This window comes from Lignipirellula cremea, from assembly GCF_056501455.1.
Genome location: NZ_CM151415.1, coordinates 3,895,898 through 3,912,985 on the forward strand (window position 1 = coordinate 3,895,898; position 17,088 = coordinate 3,912,985).

The following is a 17,088-nucleotide window of genomic DNA, read 5'->3' on the forward strand; positions in this document are numbered from 1 at the left end:
CGACTGAAACGACTTGCCGAAGGATCATGCGATGACCGCCGCCGTGCAGACGAGTTCGCTCTGGAGTTCGACCGCCTCGATCACGCCCCGTCCCAGGCTGACGGATTCGCTCAATGCGGACGTCTGCGTGGTCGGTGCGGGCATCGCGGGGCTGACGACCGCCTACCTGCTCGCTCGCGAAGGACAGCGGGTGATCGTGCTCGACATGCTGTCCGTCGGGGCCGGGATGACGCGGTACACGTCGGCCCATTTGTCGAACGTCATCGACGACGGCATCTACGAAACCGAACAGCTTCACGGAGCCCATAACGCGAGGCTCGCCGTCGAAAGTCACGGCGCCGCGATCGACCTGATCGAGGAGATCTCCCGCCACGAGGGGATCGACTGCGACTTTCGCCGGGTGGACGGCTATCTGTTCCTTGGCGAGGGGGATGACGAATCGACGTTGAACGACGAACTGGCCGCGGCACATCGGGCCGGTCTGACGTCGAGCGAGAAGGTCGTCCAGGCTCCTGTCATGCAGGGCCAGTCAGGTCCGGCGCTGCGTTTCCTCGACCAGGCGGAGTTTCACCCGCTGAAGTACCTGGCCGGTCTCGCCGATGCCATCGAGCGCCTGGGCGGTTCGATCTTCGCCGATTCGAAGACCGAGTCGATCGAGGACGGAACGCCGGCCCGCGTCAGGTCGGGCGGGCATGCAATTCACTGCGATTCGATCGTCGTGGCGACGAATACGCCGGTCAACGATCGCTTCGCGATGCATACCAAGATCGCGGCTTACGCGACCTACGTCATCGCCGCAGAGATGCCCTCCGGCACGCCGCACGCGCTGCTGTGGGACACGCACGATCCCTACCGCTACGTCCGCCTGCAGACGGTCGAGGACCAGCGCGGGCGCCGCGAAGTGCTGATCGTCGGCGGGGCCGATCATAAGTCGGGGCAGGCTCGCGAGGACGAACGCGAACGCTACGGCGAACTCGAAGCCTGGGCCCGCGAGCGCTTTCCGCAGATGGGCGCCGTCGAGCAGCGCTGGACCGGCATGTACTTCGAAACGATCGACGGGCTCGGTTTCCTGGGGCGCAACCCGGAAGGCCAGAACGTTTACATCGTGACGGGCGACTCCGGCATGGGCCTCACGCACGGAACCATCGCCGGGATGATCATCCGCGATCAGATCCTGGGGCGGGAGAACCCGTACGAGGCGCTGTACGATCCGGCGCGGAAGAACGTGCGAGGCTTGCCGGCATGGCTCAAGCAGCAGGCGAACGTCGCGGCGCAGTACCTCGACCTGGTCACGGGAGGCGACGTCGCGTCAGCCGATCAGATCCCGCCGGGGCAGGGCGCGGTCCTTCGCGAAGGCGTCAAGAAGGTCGCGTGCTACCGCGATGCCAGCGGCGCCGCGCACCGTATGACGGCCGTTTGCCCTCATCTGGGATGCATCGTCCACTGGGACGCGGCTGCCTCGACCTGGGATTGTCCCTGCCACGGATCGCGATTCGATCCGTACGGGAAGGTTCTTAACGGTCCTACGATTTCCGATCTGACGCCGGAGCCGGAGTGAGCGGGATCTACTTCGCCCTTACTTGGCGGCAGGCTGCTGAAGCCTCCAGGAAATTCTCCGGTAGTTGCCCTGCTGGGGTTCCCGGTCAGGTTTGGGAGACTATACCGCGTAGGGCGACCGTAACGACGGCGCGTTCTCGGCAAAATATTCCGATGCGACTCGTCAGGCGGCGAGTCGCTTGCCGGGAATGAGCAGCGCGGCGATTCATGCGTGGCGTCGGCTCCCTTGCACCTCTCTCAACGGAGTACCAGCTCATGGGGAATGGATGGAAGTCGGCTGCCGTGTGCGGCCTCGCGATCGTCGGACTGTTCGCTTTCGCCAGCGACGCCGACGCGTTCTGGGGCCGCAAGCATCGCTGCGGTCACCAGAGCCACGGCTGCCACACGAGCCACGTCGCTGCCTGCGCGCCTGCCGCGTCTTGCTGCGATTCGGCGCCGGTCGTCGCAGCCGCGCCCTGCTGCGACAGCGCACCGGTCGCTCACGCGGCTCCCTGCTGCGACAGCGCGCCGGTTCATCACGTCAGCCACGTCGCGTCGAGCGGTTGTTGCGGCGGCGGCCACGCCGGTCATCATCGCCGCCATCGCGGCGGATGCTTCGGCGGCGGACAGGTCGCTCATCATGGCGGCTACGCTTCGCAGGGCGGATGCTGCGGAAGCGGCGGCCATCAGTCGGCTCCCGTTTATGCTCAGCCGACGAGCGGATGCACGAACTGCCAGGCTCCCTGGTGAATCGAGTCACGTCCTGGTTCCTGATCAGGAACCAGCGATTTCGAAAAGGCCGGCCGCCTCTGTCGCGAGCCGGTCTTTTTTATTGCGCCGACGGACCGTCGGCGAATGTCGCTCCGCCGGTCGACTTGCAACGCGATAGACTGAAGTGGGAAGAGGCGACGTGATCGGCCTCGCGCCTCCTCGCCTTTCTCCTCTAACTTGGACTCTCCTTATGCCTGCCGTCGAAGTCGGACAACCTGCGCCCCCGTTCGAAGCGATCGGCTCCAACGGCGAGACGGTCCGGCTCGCCGACTATCGGGGGCAGCGGTCGGTCGTGCTCTTCTTCTATCCCATGGATGGCACGCCGACCTGCACGAAAGAGGCCTGCGCGTTTCGCGATTCTTACGAAGACTTCGTAGAGGCAGGCGCGGTCGTCATCGGCGTCAGCGGCGACTCCGACGCCCGACACCAGAAGTTCGCGGAGCGGAACCGACTCCCGTTCGTGCTGGTGAGCGATCGCGACGGAAAGCTCCGCGAGGCGTTCGGCATCTCCAATACGCTGGGGCTCATTCCCAAGCGGGTCACGTTCGTGATCGATAAGGAAGGGATCGTGCAGATGGCGTTCTCCGCCGTCTGGATCGCGGACGAGCATGTCGAACGGGCGCTGGAAGTCGTCAGGTCGCAGGCGCTGTAACGAGCGCTGCGGAGAGGCGGTAGTTCGTCGCGTGGCTCCTGCACGGGGGGTAGAATGCGGGTCCGCCTCCGCTGCCGCTTGCCTCCCGCCCTGTTGCGTCCCGCCCCCTTCGGGAGCCTCGCATGTCGACGTGCTACGACCGGATGCTGCGCTTCCGCAGTTCCTTGCCGCGAGGCGCCGCCAATCGCGTAGTCGGGACGCTTCGCATCCCCGGCGCCCTGTTCGCCGTCGTGGCGACGCTTTTCCCGCTGGGGCTTTCGGCCGAAGATCCTTCAAACGCGTTTCCCCCTCCGCTCTCTCCCAACGAAGGGCTGGCTTCGATCGACGTCCCCGAAGGGCTGCGCGTCGAACTCGTCGCAGCGGAACCGCTGGTCTTCGACCCGGTCGCGTTCGACTGGGGAACGGACGGCGAACTCTGGGTCGTCGAGATGGCCGACTACCCCAGCGGCGAAGGGGGGCGCGTGGTGCGTCTGACCGACTCGAACGACGACGGGCGTTTCGACCGGCGTGACGTGTTCCTCGAGAAGCTGCCGCTGGCGAACGGCGTGATGGCCTGGCGAGACGGAATTCTGGTAAGCGCCTCGCCCGAGATTTTCTACGCGGAGGATACGGACGGCGACGGACGCTGCGACCTGCGGCGGACGCTCTTTAACGGCTTCACCCGCGCGAACCCGCAGCATCTGATGAACGGCTTCGTCTGGGGCCTCGACGGCTGGGTGCATGCCGGCGGCGAAGAAGGTCAGGCGGAAGTCTCTGTCGAAGGCAGCGAGCCGGTTCGCATCCGAGGCGACTTCCGATTCGATCCGGAGACGTTGCGGATCGAACAGGAGAGCGGTCGTACGCAATTCGGGCGCGCGCGAAACGACTTCGACGACTGGTTCGGCACGACCAACAGCGATCCCGGCTTCCAGGTCACGCTTCCGGAGCGTTACCTGCTGCGAAATCCCCATCTGGCGGCGCCGTCGCCGCAGGCTCCCATTTCTGAAACGCCCGGCGCTTCGCGGGTCTATCCGAGCAGCCCGACGCTGGAGCGCTTCAACGATCTGAACAAGGCGAACCGCTTCACCTCGGCCTGCGGACTGTCGATCTACCGCGACGACCTGCTGGGCGAGGCCTACCGCGGCGCTTCGTTCGTCGCCGAGCCGGTCCATAACCTGGTCCATCGCGAGGTCATGACCCTGGACGGCGCACGATGGAGCAGCCGGCGTGCGGCAGAGGAGGAGGCGACGGAGTTCTTTCGTTCGTCGGATCCGTGGTGTCGCCCTGCCATGACGCGGACAGGACCCGACGGCGCGATCTGGATCGCCGACATGTACCGGGCGGTGATCGAGCATCCGGAATGGATCCCCGACGAACGCGAGGCTCAGCTCGACGTACGCGCCGGACACGAACGGGGGCGAATCTATCGCGTCGTGCCTGCCGATCGACCGCTGCGAGAGATTCCGCGAACGAAGGCCAAGTCGACGGACGAACTGGTCCGCGCGCTCGACAGCCCGAACGGAACGGCCCGCGACAGGGCGCACATGGCGCTCGCCTGGCGGGGCGACAAGGACGCGGCGCCTGCGCTGGAAGATCTGGTCCGCGATGCCGATGCGCCGGCGGTGCGGATTCAGGCGCTGGGCGCGCTCCAGTCGATAGAAGCGTTGAGCGACACGACCATCGCGGCGGCGATGCAGGATCGCGACGCGGAGGTCCGACGCTTCGCCGCTCGACTGGCCGAGCCCCGGCTGCGGGATTCGGCAGAGCTGCGTGCGGCGCTGGCGCAACTGATCGCGAGCCCTGCGGAGCGAGTTCGGATGCAGGTCGCCTTCTCGCTGGGCGAGATGCCGGAAGGCGAAGGAGGCGAACTGCTGGCCGAGATCGCGCTGCGCCATGGGGACGACGCGTACCTTCGCGCTGCCGTGTTCAGCTCGGCGACGAACGACGTCGAAGGCTTCGTGCAGCGTCTCATCGAACCAAGCGACGAACTGCCCGCGGAGGTTTTGACGGAGGCGCTCGGCCTGGCGGCCGCTCTCGGCGACGCGGAGTCGATGCGGGCGCTTCTGGCGGCGATCCTCCCGACGGAAGCATCGAGGCTCGACCGGTCGCGGCAGGTCAGAATGCTGGTCGAGCTGGACGCCGCCTTGCGAAGGCGATCCTCGTCTCTCGCCAAATTTCGCGACGATGCCGACGAGGATCTGGGGCGGCTCCTCGGCGCTATTGACGGCGTCGTCGCGTTCGCGAGACGCTGCGTGTCCGAAGAAAAATGGCCGATCGCCGAGCGAACGCAGGCCTTGCGGTTGATCGCGACGCTGGCGCAGGGGGAAGACCTCGACCGGTTCGCGGCGCTCCTTGCGACAGGCGTTCCGGCAGAGTTGCAGATCGCGGCGATCGACGCGGCGCTCCTCGCGAATCCCGCCGAGGCGCCCGAGCATATCGTCGGAGCCTGGAAGCATCTCGCGCCCGCGGCGCGAGCGACGGCCCTCGATCGGCTGGCGTCGGTCCGGACATGGCGAGTCAGTCTGCTCCAGGCGATCGCATCGGGGGCGATCCCGGCCTCGGCCCTCGACGCGGGGCGCCGGCAGTCGCTGCTGACCGATGACGACGAAGAGATTCGCGAACTCGCGGCCGTTGCGCTCGGAGGTCCGTCGGACGAAGAGCGGGGGCGGGTGATCGAAGGCTATCGCGCATCGCTCGGGCTCGCTGCCGAAGCGGAACGGGGCGCGGCTCTGTTCGACCGGCATTGTGCGACCTGTCATCGGTTGAGGGATCGCGGGCACGACGTCGGGCCCGATCTCGCGGCGCTGAGCGACCGGTCGCCCGAGGCGATGCTCGTCGCGATCCTCGATCCGAATCGAGCGGTCGAAACGAAGTTCATGGGCTACCTCGCTGTCGGTTCGGACGGGCGGACGCATCAGGGGCTGCTCGCTTCCGAAGCGGGGGATGCGGTGGAGCTGCTCGCTGCCGACGGGAAGCGGACGAAGCTGCTCGCATCGGAGATCGAAACGATCAAGAGTTCCGGCGTCTCGCTCATGCCGGTCGGATTCGAGAAGGACCTGACGCCGCAGCAGATGGCCGATCTGATCGCGTACCTCCGCGAGTCCCGCGCTGAACGAAAGTCGTTCGTCGGCAACGAGCCGAAAGCGGTCGAACCCGAGGGCCTCCGCGGCGAGTTCTGGCTGCTGGCTCCCGACGCGGAAATCTACGGGCCGACGCTGACGTTTCGTACCGAGCGGAACGATCTCGTCGCGTGGAAGAGCGACGCCGACTCCGTCGCCTGGACGGTCGACGTCCGGCGCGCCGCGACTTATCGACTCTCGATCGAGTACGGACGCGTCGCCACGACGGGCGGCGCCGTCGCGACGGTCGAGATCGACGGCCAGCCGCGGACGATCGAACTCTCGGGCACGGGCGGCGAAGAGATTTTCGTCGAACGGACCATCGCCGACGTACGTCTGGAGCCGGGTCGACGTCGCGTGACGGTTCGTGCGACCTCGACCGTCGAGGAAGAGATCTGGCGCCTCGAAGCCGTTCGCCTTCGTCCGATCGACTGAGCTGTCGTGAGTTCCCGCCTTCTACGCTCCTCGCTTTCCGCTCTCGCCCTGGAGGACTCCTGATGTCGCACCTCAGTTTTCGCGCCGTGCGTTCGCCCCTCGCATGGTTCTTTCTTGCGATCATTGCCGCGCTGGCGTGCTTCGGAGATTCCGCTTCCGCGGCGGAAATGAAGTTCGGGTTCGCCCGGGTCGACGTCACGCCGACCGAACCGGTGCGACTGAGCGGATACGGCAATCGTGCGACCCCGACCTCCACGATCGTCCATCGGTTGTACGCCCGCGCGATGGCGCTGAAGCCGGCAGGCGGCGAGGCGAGCGTTCTGGTCGCCGTCGATTCCATCGGATGCCCGGCGGTCTTCACGGAGAAGATCGCGGAGCGCCTGAAGCAGGAATGCGGCATCGCGCGGGAACGCTTCGTCCTGTCGACGACGCACAGCCACACGACGCCCCATCTGGTCGGCGGGCTGGGCAACCTCTTCGCCGCGGAACTGACCGAAGAAGAAAGCGCCGCGGCGGAACGGTACACGGCCTCGCTGGCTGACGCGATCGTCAAGGTTGCGGGCGAAGCCGTCGAAGACCTGTCGCTGGGAACGCTGGCGTTCGGGCAGGGCGAGGTCGATTTCGCAGTCAATCGCCGCGCCATTCAGGACGGCAAGTGGACCGGATTCGGCGAGACGGAGAACGGCTCGGTCGACCGGTCGGTGCCGATGCTCCGCGTCCTTTCGCCCGACGGAGAACTTCGCGGCCTGGTCTGCAACTACGCCTGCCATTGCACGACGCTCGGCCCGGCGGACGAGGTCTGCGGCGACTGGGCCGGCTACGCCGCGAGCTTCCTGGAAACCGATCGCCCCGGGACGGTCGCGCTCGTGACGGTCGGCTGCGGAGCGGACGCCAACCCCCGCGTACGCGGCGCGCGCGAGACGGCCGTGAAGTACGGTCGTTCGCTGGCGGACGAGGCCCTGCGACTGCTCGAGACCGAGCTCGATCCGATCGAATCGGCCCCAAGCGCGGCGTTCGACCACGTCGACCTGCCGATCGAAGTCCCGACGGAAGAGGCGGTGCGCGAACTGGCCAAGAGCGACAACGTTCAGACCCGGCGACACGGCGAGCAGATGCTCGCCACGCTCGAAGCCGGCGGAAAGCTTCGCGACTCCTATCCGGTGCCGGTGCAGACCTGGCGATTCGGCGACGAACTGGCGATGGTCTTTCTGGCGGGCGAAGTCGTATCCGACTACTCGCTCCGTTTGAAGCGCGACATCGACGACGCGAAGCACGTCTGGGTCACCGCGTACGCGAACGACGTGATGGCCTACGTGGTCTCCAAGCGCCTGCGGCCGGAGGGTGGATACGAGGTCGACTTCTCCATGATCTACTACGGACTGCCCGGTCGCTGGGCGGAGAACGCCGAGGAACTGCTCATCGGCAAGGTCCTGGAACTGGTCGACGCGAAGTAAGGTCCCGCGCCGACATTCTAAGGCTGGTCCTTTTCGGCGGGCGGAGCGAACTCGGCGAGAAGCTTGCCGGAGCGGTCCCAGACGCGAAGCGTTCCGTCCTGTCCGCCGGCGACGACGAACCTGCCGTCGGCGGTCGAGCGGACGACGTAGACGAAGTCGCTCGGCGTCGCGTACGCGGCGCCGGCTCCGCCGCCGACGTTGCGATTGACGACCTGCGCATCGCCGACCGCGACGGCGAATTCGTCCGTCGCGCCGAGGAAGCGGAGAGCGTTCGCTTCCTTCGCGAGACCCTGAATGGTGCGGATCTGCTCGCCCAGCTTCACGTCCCAGATCTTGATCGTCTGGTCGGCGGAGCCCGTCGCGAGGAGTCGATCGTCCGCCCTCCAGTCGACCGACAGAACGTGGTGCGTATGCCCTTCGAGCGAGCGAAGCGGCTCCCCCTTCGCGAGGTCGAACGTCTTCACGAAGCGATCGGCGCCGCATGACGCGAGCTGCGACCCGTCGCTCGAAAACGAAACGTCGAAGACCGTGTCGCTATGAGCGCCGGCGAAGTCGCGCACGAGCTCGCCCGACTCGACGTTCCAGAGCTTGAGTTCGCCCGACCGCGAGGGCTCGCCTCCTCCCGTCGCCAGCAGCGTCCCGGACGGATCGAACTCGAGAGCGACGACCCGATCGGCGAACGCGACGCTCGCATCGGGAGCGCCGATCGTCCGTTCCAGCCGCCAGACCGGGTCGCTCTCGAACGTCCGCAGCGACCCGTCGGCGGACGCCAGCGTCAGCCGATCGTCGGCATCGAAGGCGACTGCCAGAGGGCCCGAACCCTCGACCTCGAAACGCATCAGCGGCTCGCCGGTCTCGACGTGGAAGGTCGCGACCCCGCCAGCTTCGTCGACGATCACCGCTCGATCGCCGGACTTTGAGAACGCGACGTCGCGCAGGGAGGGTCGCTCCGCCGACTGCGCCTGCCGCGCCGAAGCGAGTACGAGATCGACGGTCGCGAGCGCGCCTCGCGGGCCGCTTGCCGCTTCGCCTTCGGCGAGGGCCGCGGCATGAGCCGTCGCGTACGCCGTCTTCGCTTCGGCAAGCGCGGCAGTCGCTTCTTGGACGAGGCGAGTCTTCTCCGCGTTCGCGGCTTCTGCCAGCCGTTCTTCTTCGACCTTCCGGACCTCGGCGGCGGTCCGGGCGTCTGAAGCCTCCGAGAATGACTCGGCTGCGGAAGTCGCGTTCCGCTGGGCGATCGTCACGGCGAGCTGTCGGAGTTCCTTATCGTCATCGGTCATCGCGGCGGAGAGTTTGGATTGCGCGTCGGCGAGCGCCTGGTCGGCGGCGTCCTTCCGCGCCGTCGCCGCCTGGACCAACTCGTTCGCACGGCTGAGCGCTTCTTCGGCGTTACGCTTCGCCGCCGTTCCTTGATCGAAGCTGGTCCGCTTGTCGACGGAGGCTTTCCAGGCCGCCTGAAGGCGCTCTTCCAGCGAGATCGCGGCTGCTTGAAGCTCGGCGTCCGCTTTCGCCTTCGCTGCCGCGACTTCGGCGGACGGCTCAGCCGGCGGATCGGTCATGGCGCGAACTCGCTGCCGAAGCGTCGCCGCTTCGCGCAGCGTGCTCGTGAGGAACGCCGTTCGTTCGCGCCGCCGTTCGGTCCGCGCTTCGGCCTGAGCGAGGAACGTCGCCAATTCAGCCTCCCGAGAACGTCTTTCCCCGACCTTTCGCATCCATTCTTCTTCGACAGCAGGCAGACTCGCGAGGGTCGCGGCGGCGATCTGGCGAGCGACTTCCGCTTCGCGTGCGGCAGTGCGTGCGCCTCCCTCGGCGACCGTTCGTTCGTCGATCGCTTTCTGCGCGATCGGTCGCAGGCGGTCGGCTTCCCGCTTGGCGTCGTCCCGCTTCTTCGTCGTCTCGGCGACGGCGGCGACGGCCTGCTTTTCCGCCTCGACGGCCACTTTCTCCCGCTCCTCCGCCGCTTTCAGCGTCGCCTCGTCGACTGCGCCCGATTCGCGCTGCGTGCGGGCCGTCGCAAGCGAAGCTGTCGCTTCGACCTTCGACGTTTCCGCGGAAGTCTTCGCCGCGATTGCCGCGTCCAGCGCCGCCTGAGCTTCATTCACAGCCTTCTCCGCCGCATCCTTCTCGGCAATCGGCTTCTCGGCGTCGGTCGCCTTTCGTTTCGCGGCCAGTCGCGTCTCGGCGGCGAAGAGTTCCCTGACATCGGAAACATCGGACTCGGCGCGCTCGCGTTTCAGGACCGTATCCAGATCGGATTTCGCCGTCCGCTCGAAGAGCTTCGCGACTTCGATCGCATGGCGCAGTTCGCCGTCGCGGAACTTATCCTCCGAGTCTCGCGAAACCTGCGCGATCCTGGCTCCCGACTCGACGTCCCAAATGGTCGCAGTGCCGTCGACGCCGGCTGTGGCGAGGCGCTTTCCGTCGGGGCTGATCGCGAGAGCGGTCAGCGGAGCGCCGTGATCGAACTGCCGCGTCTGGCTCTTCGTCGACAGATTCCAGAGCCGAGCCGTTCCGTCGATGCCGGCGGAGACGATCGCGTTCGCGTCCGCGGGAAGAGCAGCGACGGCGACGACGGCGCCCTGGTGTTCCGCAAGCTCGTTCGGCGTCGCGTTCTCGGGAGCAGCGGAAGTTGCGTAGACGCGAAGCATGCCGTCGGCCCCTCCAAGGACGATCGAGCTTCCGTCCGCGCTGAACGCAGCGGCTTCGGTCGAGGATGGGGTCGACAGCTTGCCCAGTTCGGATCCGTCGGCGACCGAGAACAAGACTCCTCCCTCGCTCGATCCGGCGAAGAGTCGCGTTCCGTCCGGCGAGAACGCGACGCATGCGACATCGAGCGCCTTCGTGCCGAACGCGGAACGAAACTCGTTCGTTCGGAGATCGAACAAACGGAGCGTGCCTTCTTCTCCGACGATCGCCGCAAGCGAACGATCGGACGAGTAAGCGATCGCGCGGGCGGGCAGCGCCTCCCCAGCGAACGTTCGGACGGGAGCGCCTTCGTCGCGTTTCCAGATGCGGACGGTGCGGAATCCGCCGGTCGCGATACGCTGGCCGTCGCGACTGAAGGCGAGCGACTGCACCGCGTCGAGATCGGCGACGCCGGCGCCGCGGTAGAGATCGCTATCGGCCAGCGACGGATCGACCAGTCTGCCGATCTCGCGCTTCGAGACCAGGTCGAACAGCATCGCCCGGTTTGCGCGAGCGGCGGCGGCGTAGCGCCCGTCGGAAGAAATGTCGGCCGCGTAGATGGGCCCGTATGACGCGTCGAGCGCCTGCCAGGCGACGGCGTCGCCCGCCGCGGGGTCGCCCTGTTTCGCCCCCTGATCGATCCACGCCTGGAGCAGGCCCAACTCTTCCGGCGAAAGATTCGCCGCGTTCGCGTCGTTCTCCGCCGGCGGCATGACGGGCTCTTCGCGATGCGCGGCGAGGCGAAAGAGCAGCGACTCGTTCGCCTTGCCGGTCACGACGGCGGGACCCGACGCTCCGCCCTTCAGAATTGCCTCGTGCGACTCGAGCGACAGGTCTCCCTCCTGAATGCTTGCGCTGTGACACGCGACGCAGCGCTTCTTGAGCAGGGGCAGAACGTGGCGGCCGAAGTCGACCTGCAGATCCGCTGCCGGGGCGACGAACGGCAGTCCGGGCTCGTCGCCGGCGAGGGCGCCGCTCAGCAGCGCCGCGGCGACTACGCACAGCGACGCGAGCGTTCGAGGCGGATGAAAGGATGGCGTCATGGCATCGCCGCAACGGGCGGCCCGATCGAGAGAGTGACAGGCCGTTCGATCTGCAGGCGCGTCCCCTCGTACGTCGCGCTTCCCCGCAGGGTCAGCTTCAGTTCGCCAGCGGGTCCCTCGGGCATAGTCTTGACGACGAGCTTCGCCTGCGTCGCTTCGGGCGAAACGACGACCTTGTCGACGGCGACTCCTGCGAAGTCGGCGGGGATGACCGCCTCCAGTTCCACGGCGTCCGCGAAGCCGAACGAGCGGGCGACGTCGACGACGAATTCCGCGTCGCTGCCCCGCGCGATCGCCGTCGCGGGCGGAGTCGCCGTGATCTCGAAGGACGCCTCGGCGATGGTGACCGTGACCGGCAGGGAATGCGCGACGACGGCGATCTCCTTCGGCTCGGCAGCCTTGGCCAAATCCTGCGCACGCTTTTCCAGGACCTTTCGCTCTTCGCCCGCCGCCTTGAGAGTTTCTGGATCGGCGTTCTCCGCCGTGAGCCTCGCGATCATGGCATCGAGCGCGGCCAGCTTCTCCGCGGCAGCGACGGCGGCCTGCGGATCTCTCGCGTAAGCGACCTGCGACTTCGCCGTGAGCACGAACGGAATCGGGCCGAGCGGCGCCTTGGGATCGAGCTTCAACTCGAGCGTCGCGTCGGTCGTTCCCTCCGGGGCCGAGAGGGCCGTTGCGACGATCTCCGCAGGAGCGCCGTCGATGGCGATTTCGACCGCCCGTTCGGCGCCTGCATGCCGGACGATGCGAACAGGGATCGTGACCTTGCCCGCACGCGAGGCCGAGAGGCTCGTTTCGCCAGCGATTTCCAGGGAGAGCGGCGTTTCTTCAGCGATCACGGATAGCGAAGCGTTGGCCGTGAGACGGGTTGCGGCGTTCGTGGTGCGCCCGACCTTTTCCCGAACGATCAGGGCGCCGATCGCGGCGCGTCGGACGGAGGCGCCGTCGATCAGGGCTTCTCCGACGATGCGGATCGGCGCCTGCGAAACGGCGGCGTCCGGCGCGGCCGCGAAGGCGAGCATCGCCAGAGTGCGCGCCGGTCCCACGGTCACCGGCGGCGACGTGACGCCTGAGGGAAGATCCGTCGCGGTGAGGGTCACGGCGCCGTCGAATCCGTCGCGGCGGATCACCTGCACGGCGATGACGGCGGTTCCGCCTCGCCTCAGGACGGTCGCGCTTGCGGTCTCGCCCATCGCGACCGGTTCCGCGAAATTCTTCACCGTCGCGACCAGGCGAAAGTCCGGCGCGGGGGGCCGAATCGCGAGAGCGTAGACTCTTCTGGGATCGGGCGTCGTCCCGCCCGCCAGATCGCGAACGCTGACCCGATACTCTCCGTCGACGTCGGCGACGAACACGAGCGCCGGATCGCGCATCGGGCGATCGAAGGGCGGATTGGCGATCGCCTTGTCGACGTCGTCCGCCGCGGCGACCTCCCGCGTCGTCACGATGCCGGTCGGGTCCGTCACGAGCTGCTCGACGACCAGTTCCAGGTCCGTCGGCTGACCCAGTCGCTGCGAAACGGCCTCGACGGCGAAGCGCTCGCCTGACTTCGCACGAAAAACGAAGCGATCGCGGTCGAGGGCCGTCGGCAGCGTTCCGACGATTTCGCACGGCGCTTCGACCGGCTGAGCGGCATCGGACGTTTCGCCCGCTTCGATCTCTCGAACGTTCGGCGCCGTCGCATAGCCGAGAAAGAAGGGTTCGCTCGATCCGACAGGCGTTTCGATCCGGTGAACGAAGCCGGAGAGATCTGCCGAGGAAACGTCGAACAGGCTGCTCAGCGCGGCGATGTCGGGATCGTCTCCGAGAACGGGCGCTGCGATCTCGACGTCGATCCGTTCGAGCGGTCGGCTGAACTCTGCAGTTCGCTGAGCCGGCGTTGCGCCAGGCAGCCCGCGACCGAGGATCTCGAACGGCGCCGCGGCGCCCGGCGTCGCGATCGGCGGAAAGACGGATTCGATGCGAGGGAGAGCCGCGACGGTCAGGCGATAGGCATACTCGTCCCCGCCTCGGTACAGAGCGTCGAAAAGCTTCACGACGAATTCGCCGTCCGAGGGAATCTGAAAGTCGAGCGTCGCGTCGCCCGGCGACTCGCCCCGGCTCACGGCCAGCAGAGTGCCGGTCGCGTCGAGCAGTTCCAGCCGCGGCATCACGGGCGAGTCGATCCGCGCCGCCTCGCATCGCAGAGAGACCGGCTCACCTGCCTTCGCAGGAAAGCGGAAGTAGTCGTACGCCTCGCTCCCGGTTCGTCCGTTGACGACCGAGCCGAAGGCGATCGGCATCGCCGTTTCGAGCGACTGCGGATTGCCGGTTTCGACCGTCTCTGGAAGCAGACCGACGGCGAACGAGCGCGGCGTCGACAGCCCGAACCGGCCCAGAGCACGGACCTCGTACAGCCCGGGCGGCACATCGCCTGCGATGCGGATCAGAAATCGATCAGGGACGACCCGCGGCTCCGTCTCGAAAGCGCGAGGCGGTTCCGTCTTCGTTACCGCGACGATGCCGGGGTGAGTGAAGGCGAGCGACGCTGCCTCGTCGAGATCGGTTCCCGAGATCGTCGCCTCGACCTCCGAACCGCGCGCTCCGCCCGGAGGGAAAATCGACTTCAGCCGGGGATCGGGCAGTTGCGCGCAGACGCTCGCCGATAGAAGCGCGGAGAGCGCAGCGACGACCGGGAAACGACGCAGGAAACAGATCATCGGAGGCGGGACGGGCGTTCGACGCGGGCGTAACTTCGATCGCGCGGCGAACGGCGGAACAGGAGGGGATGGCTGGGCTGCGACGCAGTCGCGTCAGCGCGTGAAGAGAAATTCCTTCGAGTTGACGAGCGACCAGACGACGTCCTCGAACGCCTTCTTCGCATCGTAGTTCGGCTCGCTCGACTTCCGCTGCACGTAGTCGTAGACCAGCGCTTCTTCTTCCGCCGTCGGCGGACGCGAGACGGCCTGCAGGTAGATGCGGCGGATCTTCGCGCGAAGCTCCGTCTCGCCGTCAGCCGAAAGCTTCGCGGCCAGTCCGCCGCCCGCGGAGAGCTTGTTCAGCGTCTCGTCGGAGTTGATCAGATGGAGCGCCTGGGCGAGGTTCGCGTCGCTGGTCCGTTCGCACTCGCAGGCGCTTTCTCCCTCGGGCCGTCCGAAGGTCGTCAGGAAGTACGAATTGAAGGCCGAGTCGGGAAGCTGCACCGCGCGGACACCTGCCGGGACGCCGGAGAATCGCGACGGCGATCCGGTGGCGCCGTCGACCGCGTCGAGCAGGATCTCCGCCGGAAGCCTTCGAGGGTAGTGACGCGAGTAGGCCTGGCTGTCGTCGACGTTGAATTCGTTCGGCGTCGAACTGAGCTGGTACGTCGTCGAGCGGCAGATCGTCCGGCAAAGCTCCTTCAGGTCGTAGCCGCTGTCGACGAACTGTTTCGCGAGCGCGTCGAGCAGTTCGGGGTTCGTCGGCGGGTTGGTCTCCCGCAGATCATCCTCGGGGTCGATCAGGCCGCGCCCGAAGAAGTGTTTCCAGTAGCGATTAGCGAGCGCCTTCGCGAAGAAGGGATTCGCCGGATCGGTCATCCAGTCGACCAGAAGATGCCGCGGATCCTGGTCCGCGGGAATCGTCAGCGGCTCGCCGCCGAGTCCCGCCGGCGTGACGGGCTGCTTCGTCTTGCTGTCGACCGTCGTCGCCACGCCGCGCTTGTGGAAGATACGTTCTTCGCCCGGGAGCGAGCCGGGTTTGCGACCGACCTGCGCGAAGAAGGCGGTGAATCGCCAGTAGTCCTCCTGGCTCCAGCGTTCGAACGGATGGTGGTGGCACTGGGCGCACTGCAGGCGAATGCCGAGGAAGAGCTGCGCGGCGTCCTCGGCCTGGACCTTCTGTTCGGGAACTTCGCGATACCAGATGACGCCAGGACTTTCTGCGGGTTCGCCGGAGGCGGCGATCACTTCGCGGACGAACCGATCGTACGGGGAGTTTTCGTGGAGCGACTTGCGGACCCAGGCATGAAACGCGAACGACCCGTGCTTTTCCTCTTCGGCCTCGCGCTTGTTGCGAAGGATGGCCGTCCACTTCTTCGCGAACCAGTCGGCGTAGTCGGCGCTTGCGAGGAGCGAGTCGATCTTCGCATCTCGCTTGGCCGGATCGGCATCGGCGAGGAACGCCTCGATCTCCTCCGGCGTGGGCAGACGACCGGCCAAATCGATCGTGACGCGACGGACGAACGTCGCGTCGTCGCAGACATCCGACGGCGGCAGACCGAGCGTCGTCAGCTTCGCGAAGGCCAGTTCGTCGACGAAGTTCTTCGCCGGGGGAAGCGAAGGCATCGGAGCGCCGAGCGGCACCGTCGCGCGGAACGTGGCGACTTTCGACTGGTAACGCACCATCACGGCGACGTCGCCCGCGCGATCGGTCGTGCGGACCAGGCCCCTGGCGTCGACCTCCGCCATCTCGGGAGCGTTGGCTTCGTACTGCGCCTCGGCGGTGACGTCGACCGTCGTGCCGTCGGTGTAGGTCGCGATCACGATCAGTTGCTGTTCGCTCTCGGGCGTCATCGTCCGCGTCGACGGATGGACGGAGATACTTTCGACGCGGGCGGCTGCCGGGTCGCCGAACGTAGCGCCTTCCGCGATCCAGCGGCGGAGCACGCGATAGTTCGTCGAGTCCGCCGCGATCAACGGTCCGCCGCCGTGCGGCAGGCCGCCGGACGCCTTCTGCAAGAGCAGGCTTCGCTCGGGCGACGCGGGGCTCAAGCGCCTGCCGCGCGATTCGCGGGCGAGGTGTTCGTAGTCTTCCTGCGGCTCGAACCCGAGGAGCGATAGGCGAAAGCCGTTCTGCCCGCCCGCTTTGCCGTGGCAACCGCCCGAGTTGCAGAGCTTCTTGGTCAGGATGGGCACGACTTCGTTCGTGAAGTTGACCGGCGGGTCGTGCTCGAACGAACGGACCTCGACGGATAGCGTGGCCGTCAGTCCCGCTTCCGAAGTCGCCACGACGGTCGCGACGCCGTCACTGAGCGGCGTGACGAAGCCGGACGGAGAGACTTCGACGACGCCTGCCGGGTCGGTCGACCAGGCGACGGTGCGGGTCAGATCCCGCGGCTTTCCGGAGGCGTCGGTCCCGGTCGCGATTAACTGGCGTCGCCGCTCGCTGCCGACGAGAACGACGGGAACTCCCGGCGTCGTGCCGGCGTTCAACGCGATCGAAACCGGAACGAATTCCGCTGACGACGCGGGTTCTTCTGCGGCGGCGAACGGAATCGCGAAGCAGGAGACCGCCAGCCATGCAAACGCGAAGGTCGACCAGGCGCCGAAGCGGCTGCGCGCAGAGTTCACCGACGGCATCGACGTTCGCATGCAGGAACTGACAGGGCGGGAGGAAGGCAGGGCAGGCAAGACGGCACACGAGCTTCGCGGGCAGCTTCGTCCCGGCTGAAGGTC

The 17,088-nt window shown here is 67.0% G+C and carries 9 protein-coding genes; 6 read left to right on the forward strand and 3 right to left on the reverse strand.

Features of this window, described 5'->3' with window-relative positions:
• Nucleotides 1-31 precede the first annotated feature (31 nt).
• The 5 genes from SH602x_RS15430 (at nucleotide 32) to SH602x_RS15450 (ending at nucleotide 7,946) form a co-directional block, all read left to right on the forward strand.
• Nucleotides 32-1,558 (forward strand): FAD-dependent oxidoreductase, encoded by a 1,527-nt coding sequence (locus SH602x_RS15430; protein WP_479473157.1) that lies wholly within the window; start codon nucleotides 32-34, stop codon nucleotides 1,556-1,558.
• A 254-nt stretch (nucleotides 1,559-1,812) separates the two neighbouring features.
• Complete coding sequence (locus SH602x_RS15435; protein WP_479473158.1) at nucleotides 1,813-2,286, forward strand: hypothetical protein; 474 nt, start codon at nucleotides 1,813-1,815, stop codon at nucleotides 2,284-2,286.
• Nucleotides 2,287-2,497: 211 nt separating this feature from the next.
• On the forward strand, nucleotides 2,498-2,959 hold the full coding sequence (locus SH602x_RS15440) for a peroxiredoxin (protein ID WP_479473159.1): 462 nt from the start codon (nucleotides 2,498-2,500) through the stop codon (nucleotides 2,957-2,959).
• A 122-nt stretch (nucleotides 2,960-3,081) separates the two neighbouring features.
• Nucleotides 3,082-6,492, forward strand: coding sequence for a PVC-type heme-binding CxxCH protein (locus tag SH602x_RS15445; protein WP_479473160.1), 3,411 nt, complete (start codon nucleotides 3,082-3,084; stop codon nucleotides 6,490-6,492).
• A 62-nt stretch (nucleotides 6,493-6,554) separates the two neighbouring features.
• The gene (locus tag SH602x_RS15450) at nucleotides 6,555-7,946 is read left to right on the forward strand and encodes a neutral/alkaline non-lysosomal ceramidase N-terminal domain-containing protein (RefSeq protein ID WP_479473161.1); all 1,392 of its coding nucleotides are present in this window, start codon (nucleotides 6,555-6,557) and stop codon (nucleotides 7,944-7,946) included.
• 17 nt (nucleotides 7,947-7,963) lie between these two features.
• Here SH602x_RS15450 and SH602x_RS15455 read toward each other — a convergent pair whose 3' ends face one another.
• From SH602x_RS15455 to SH602x_RS15465, 3 genes are all read right to left on the reverse strand, one after another.
• Complete coding sequence (locus SH602x_RS15455; RefSeq protein WP_479473162.1) at nucleotides 7,964-11,674, reverse strand: WD40 repeat domain-containing protein; 3,711 nt, start codon at nucleotides 11,672-11,674, stop codon at nucleotides 7,964-7,966.
• Nucleotides 11,671-14,373, reverse strand: coding sequence for a hypothetical protein (locus SH602x_RS15460; RefSeq protein ID WP_479473163.1), 2,703 nt, complete (start codon nucleotides 14,371-14,373; stop codon nucleotides 11,671-11,673). The genes SH602x_RS15455 and SH602x_RS15460 overlap by 4 nt, the downstream gene beginning before the upstream one ends.
• Nucleotides 14,374-14,466: 93 nt before the next feature.
• The gene (locus tag SH602x_RS15465) at nucleotides 14,467-16,845 is read right to left on the reverse strand and encodes a DUF1549 domain-containing protein (protein ID WP_479473164.1); all 2,379 of its coding nucleotides are present in this window, start codon (nucleotides 16,843-16,845) and stop codon (nucleotides 14,467-14,469) included.
• Between SH602x_RS15465 and SH602x_RS15470 the strand changes: the two genes are divergently transcribed.
• Entirely contained in the window at nucleotides 16,832-17,083 is a 252-nt protein-coding gene (locus SH602x_RS15470; RefSeq protein ID WP_479473165.1) for a hypothetical protein, read from the forward strand. The two genes, SH602x_RS15465 and SH602x_RS15470, sit on opposite strands and share 14 nt — an antisense overlap.
• Nucleotides 17,084-17,088 lie beyond the last annotated feature (5 nt).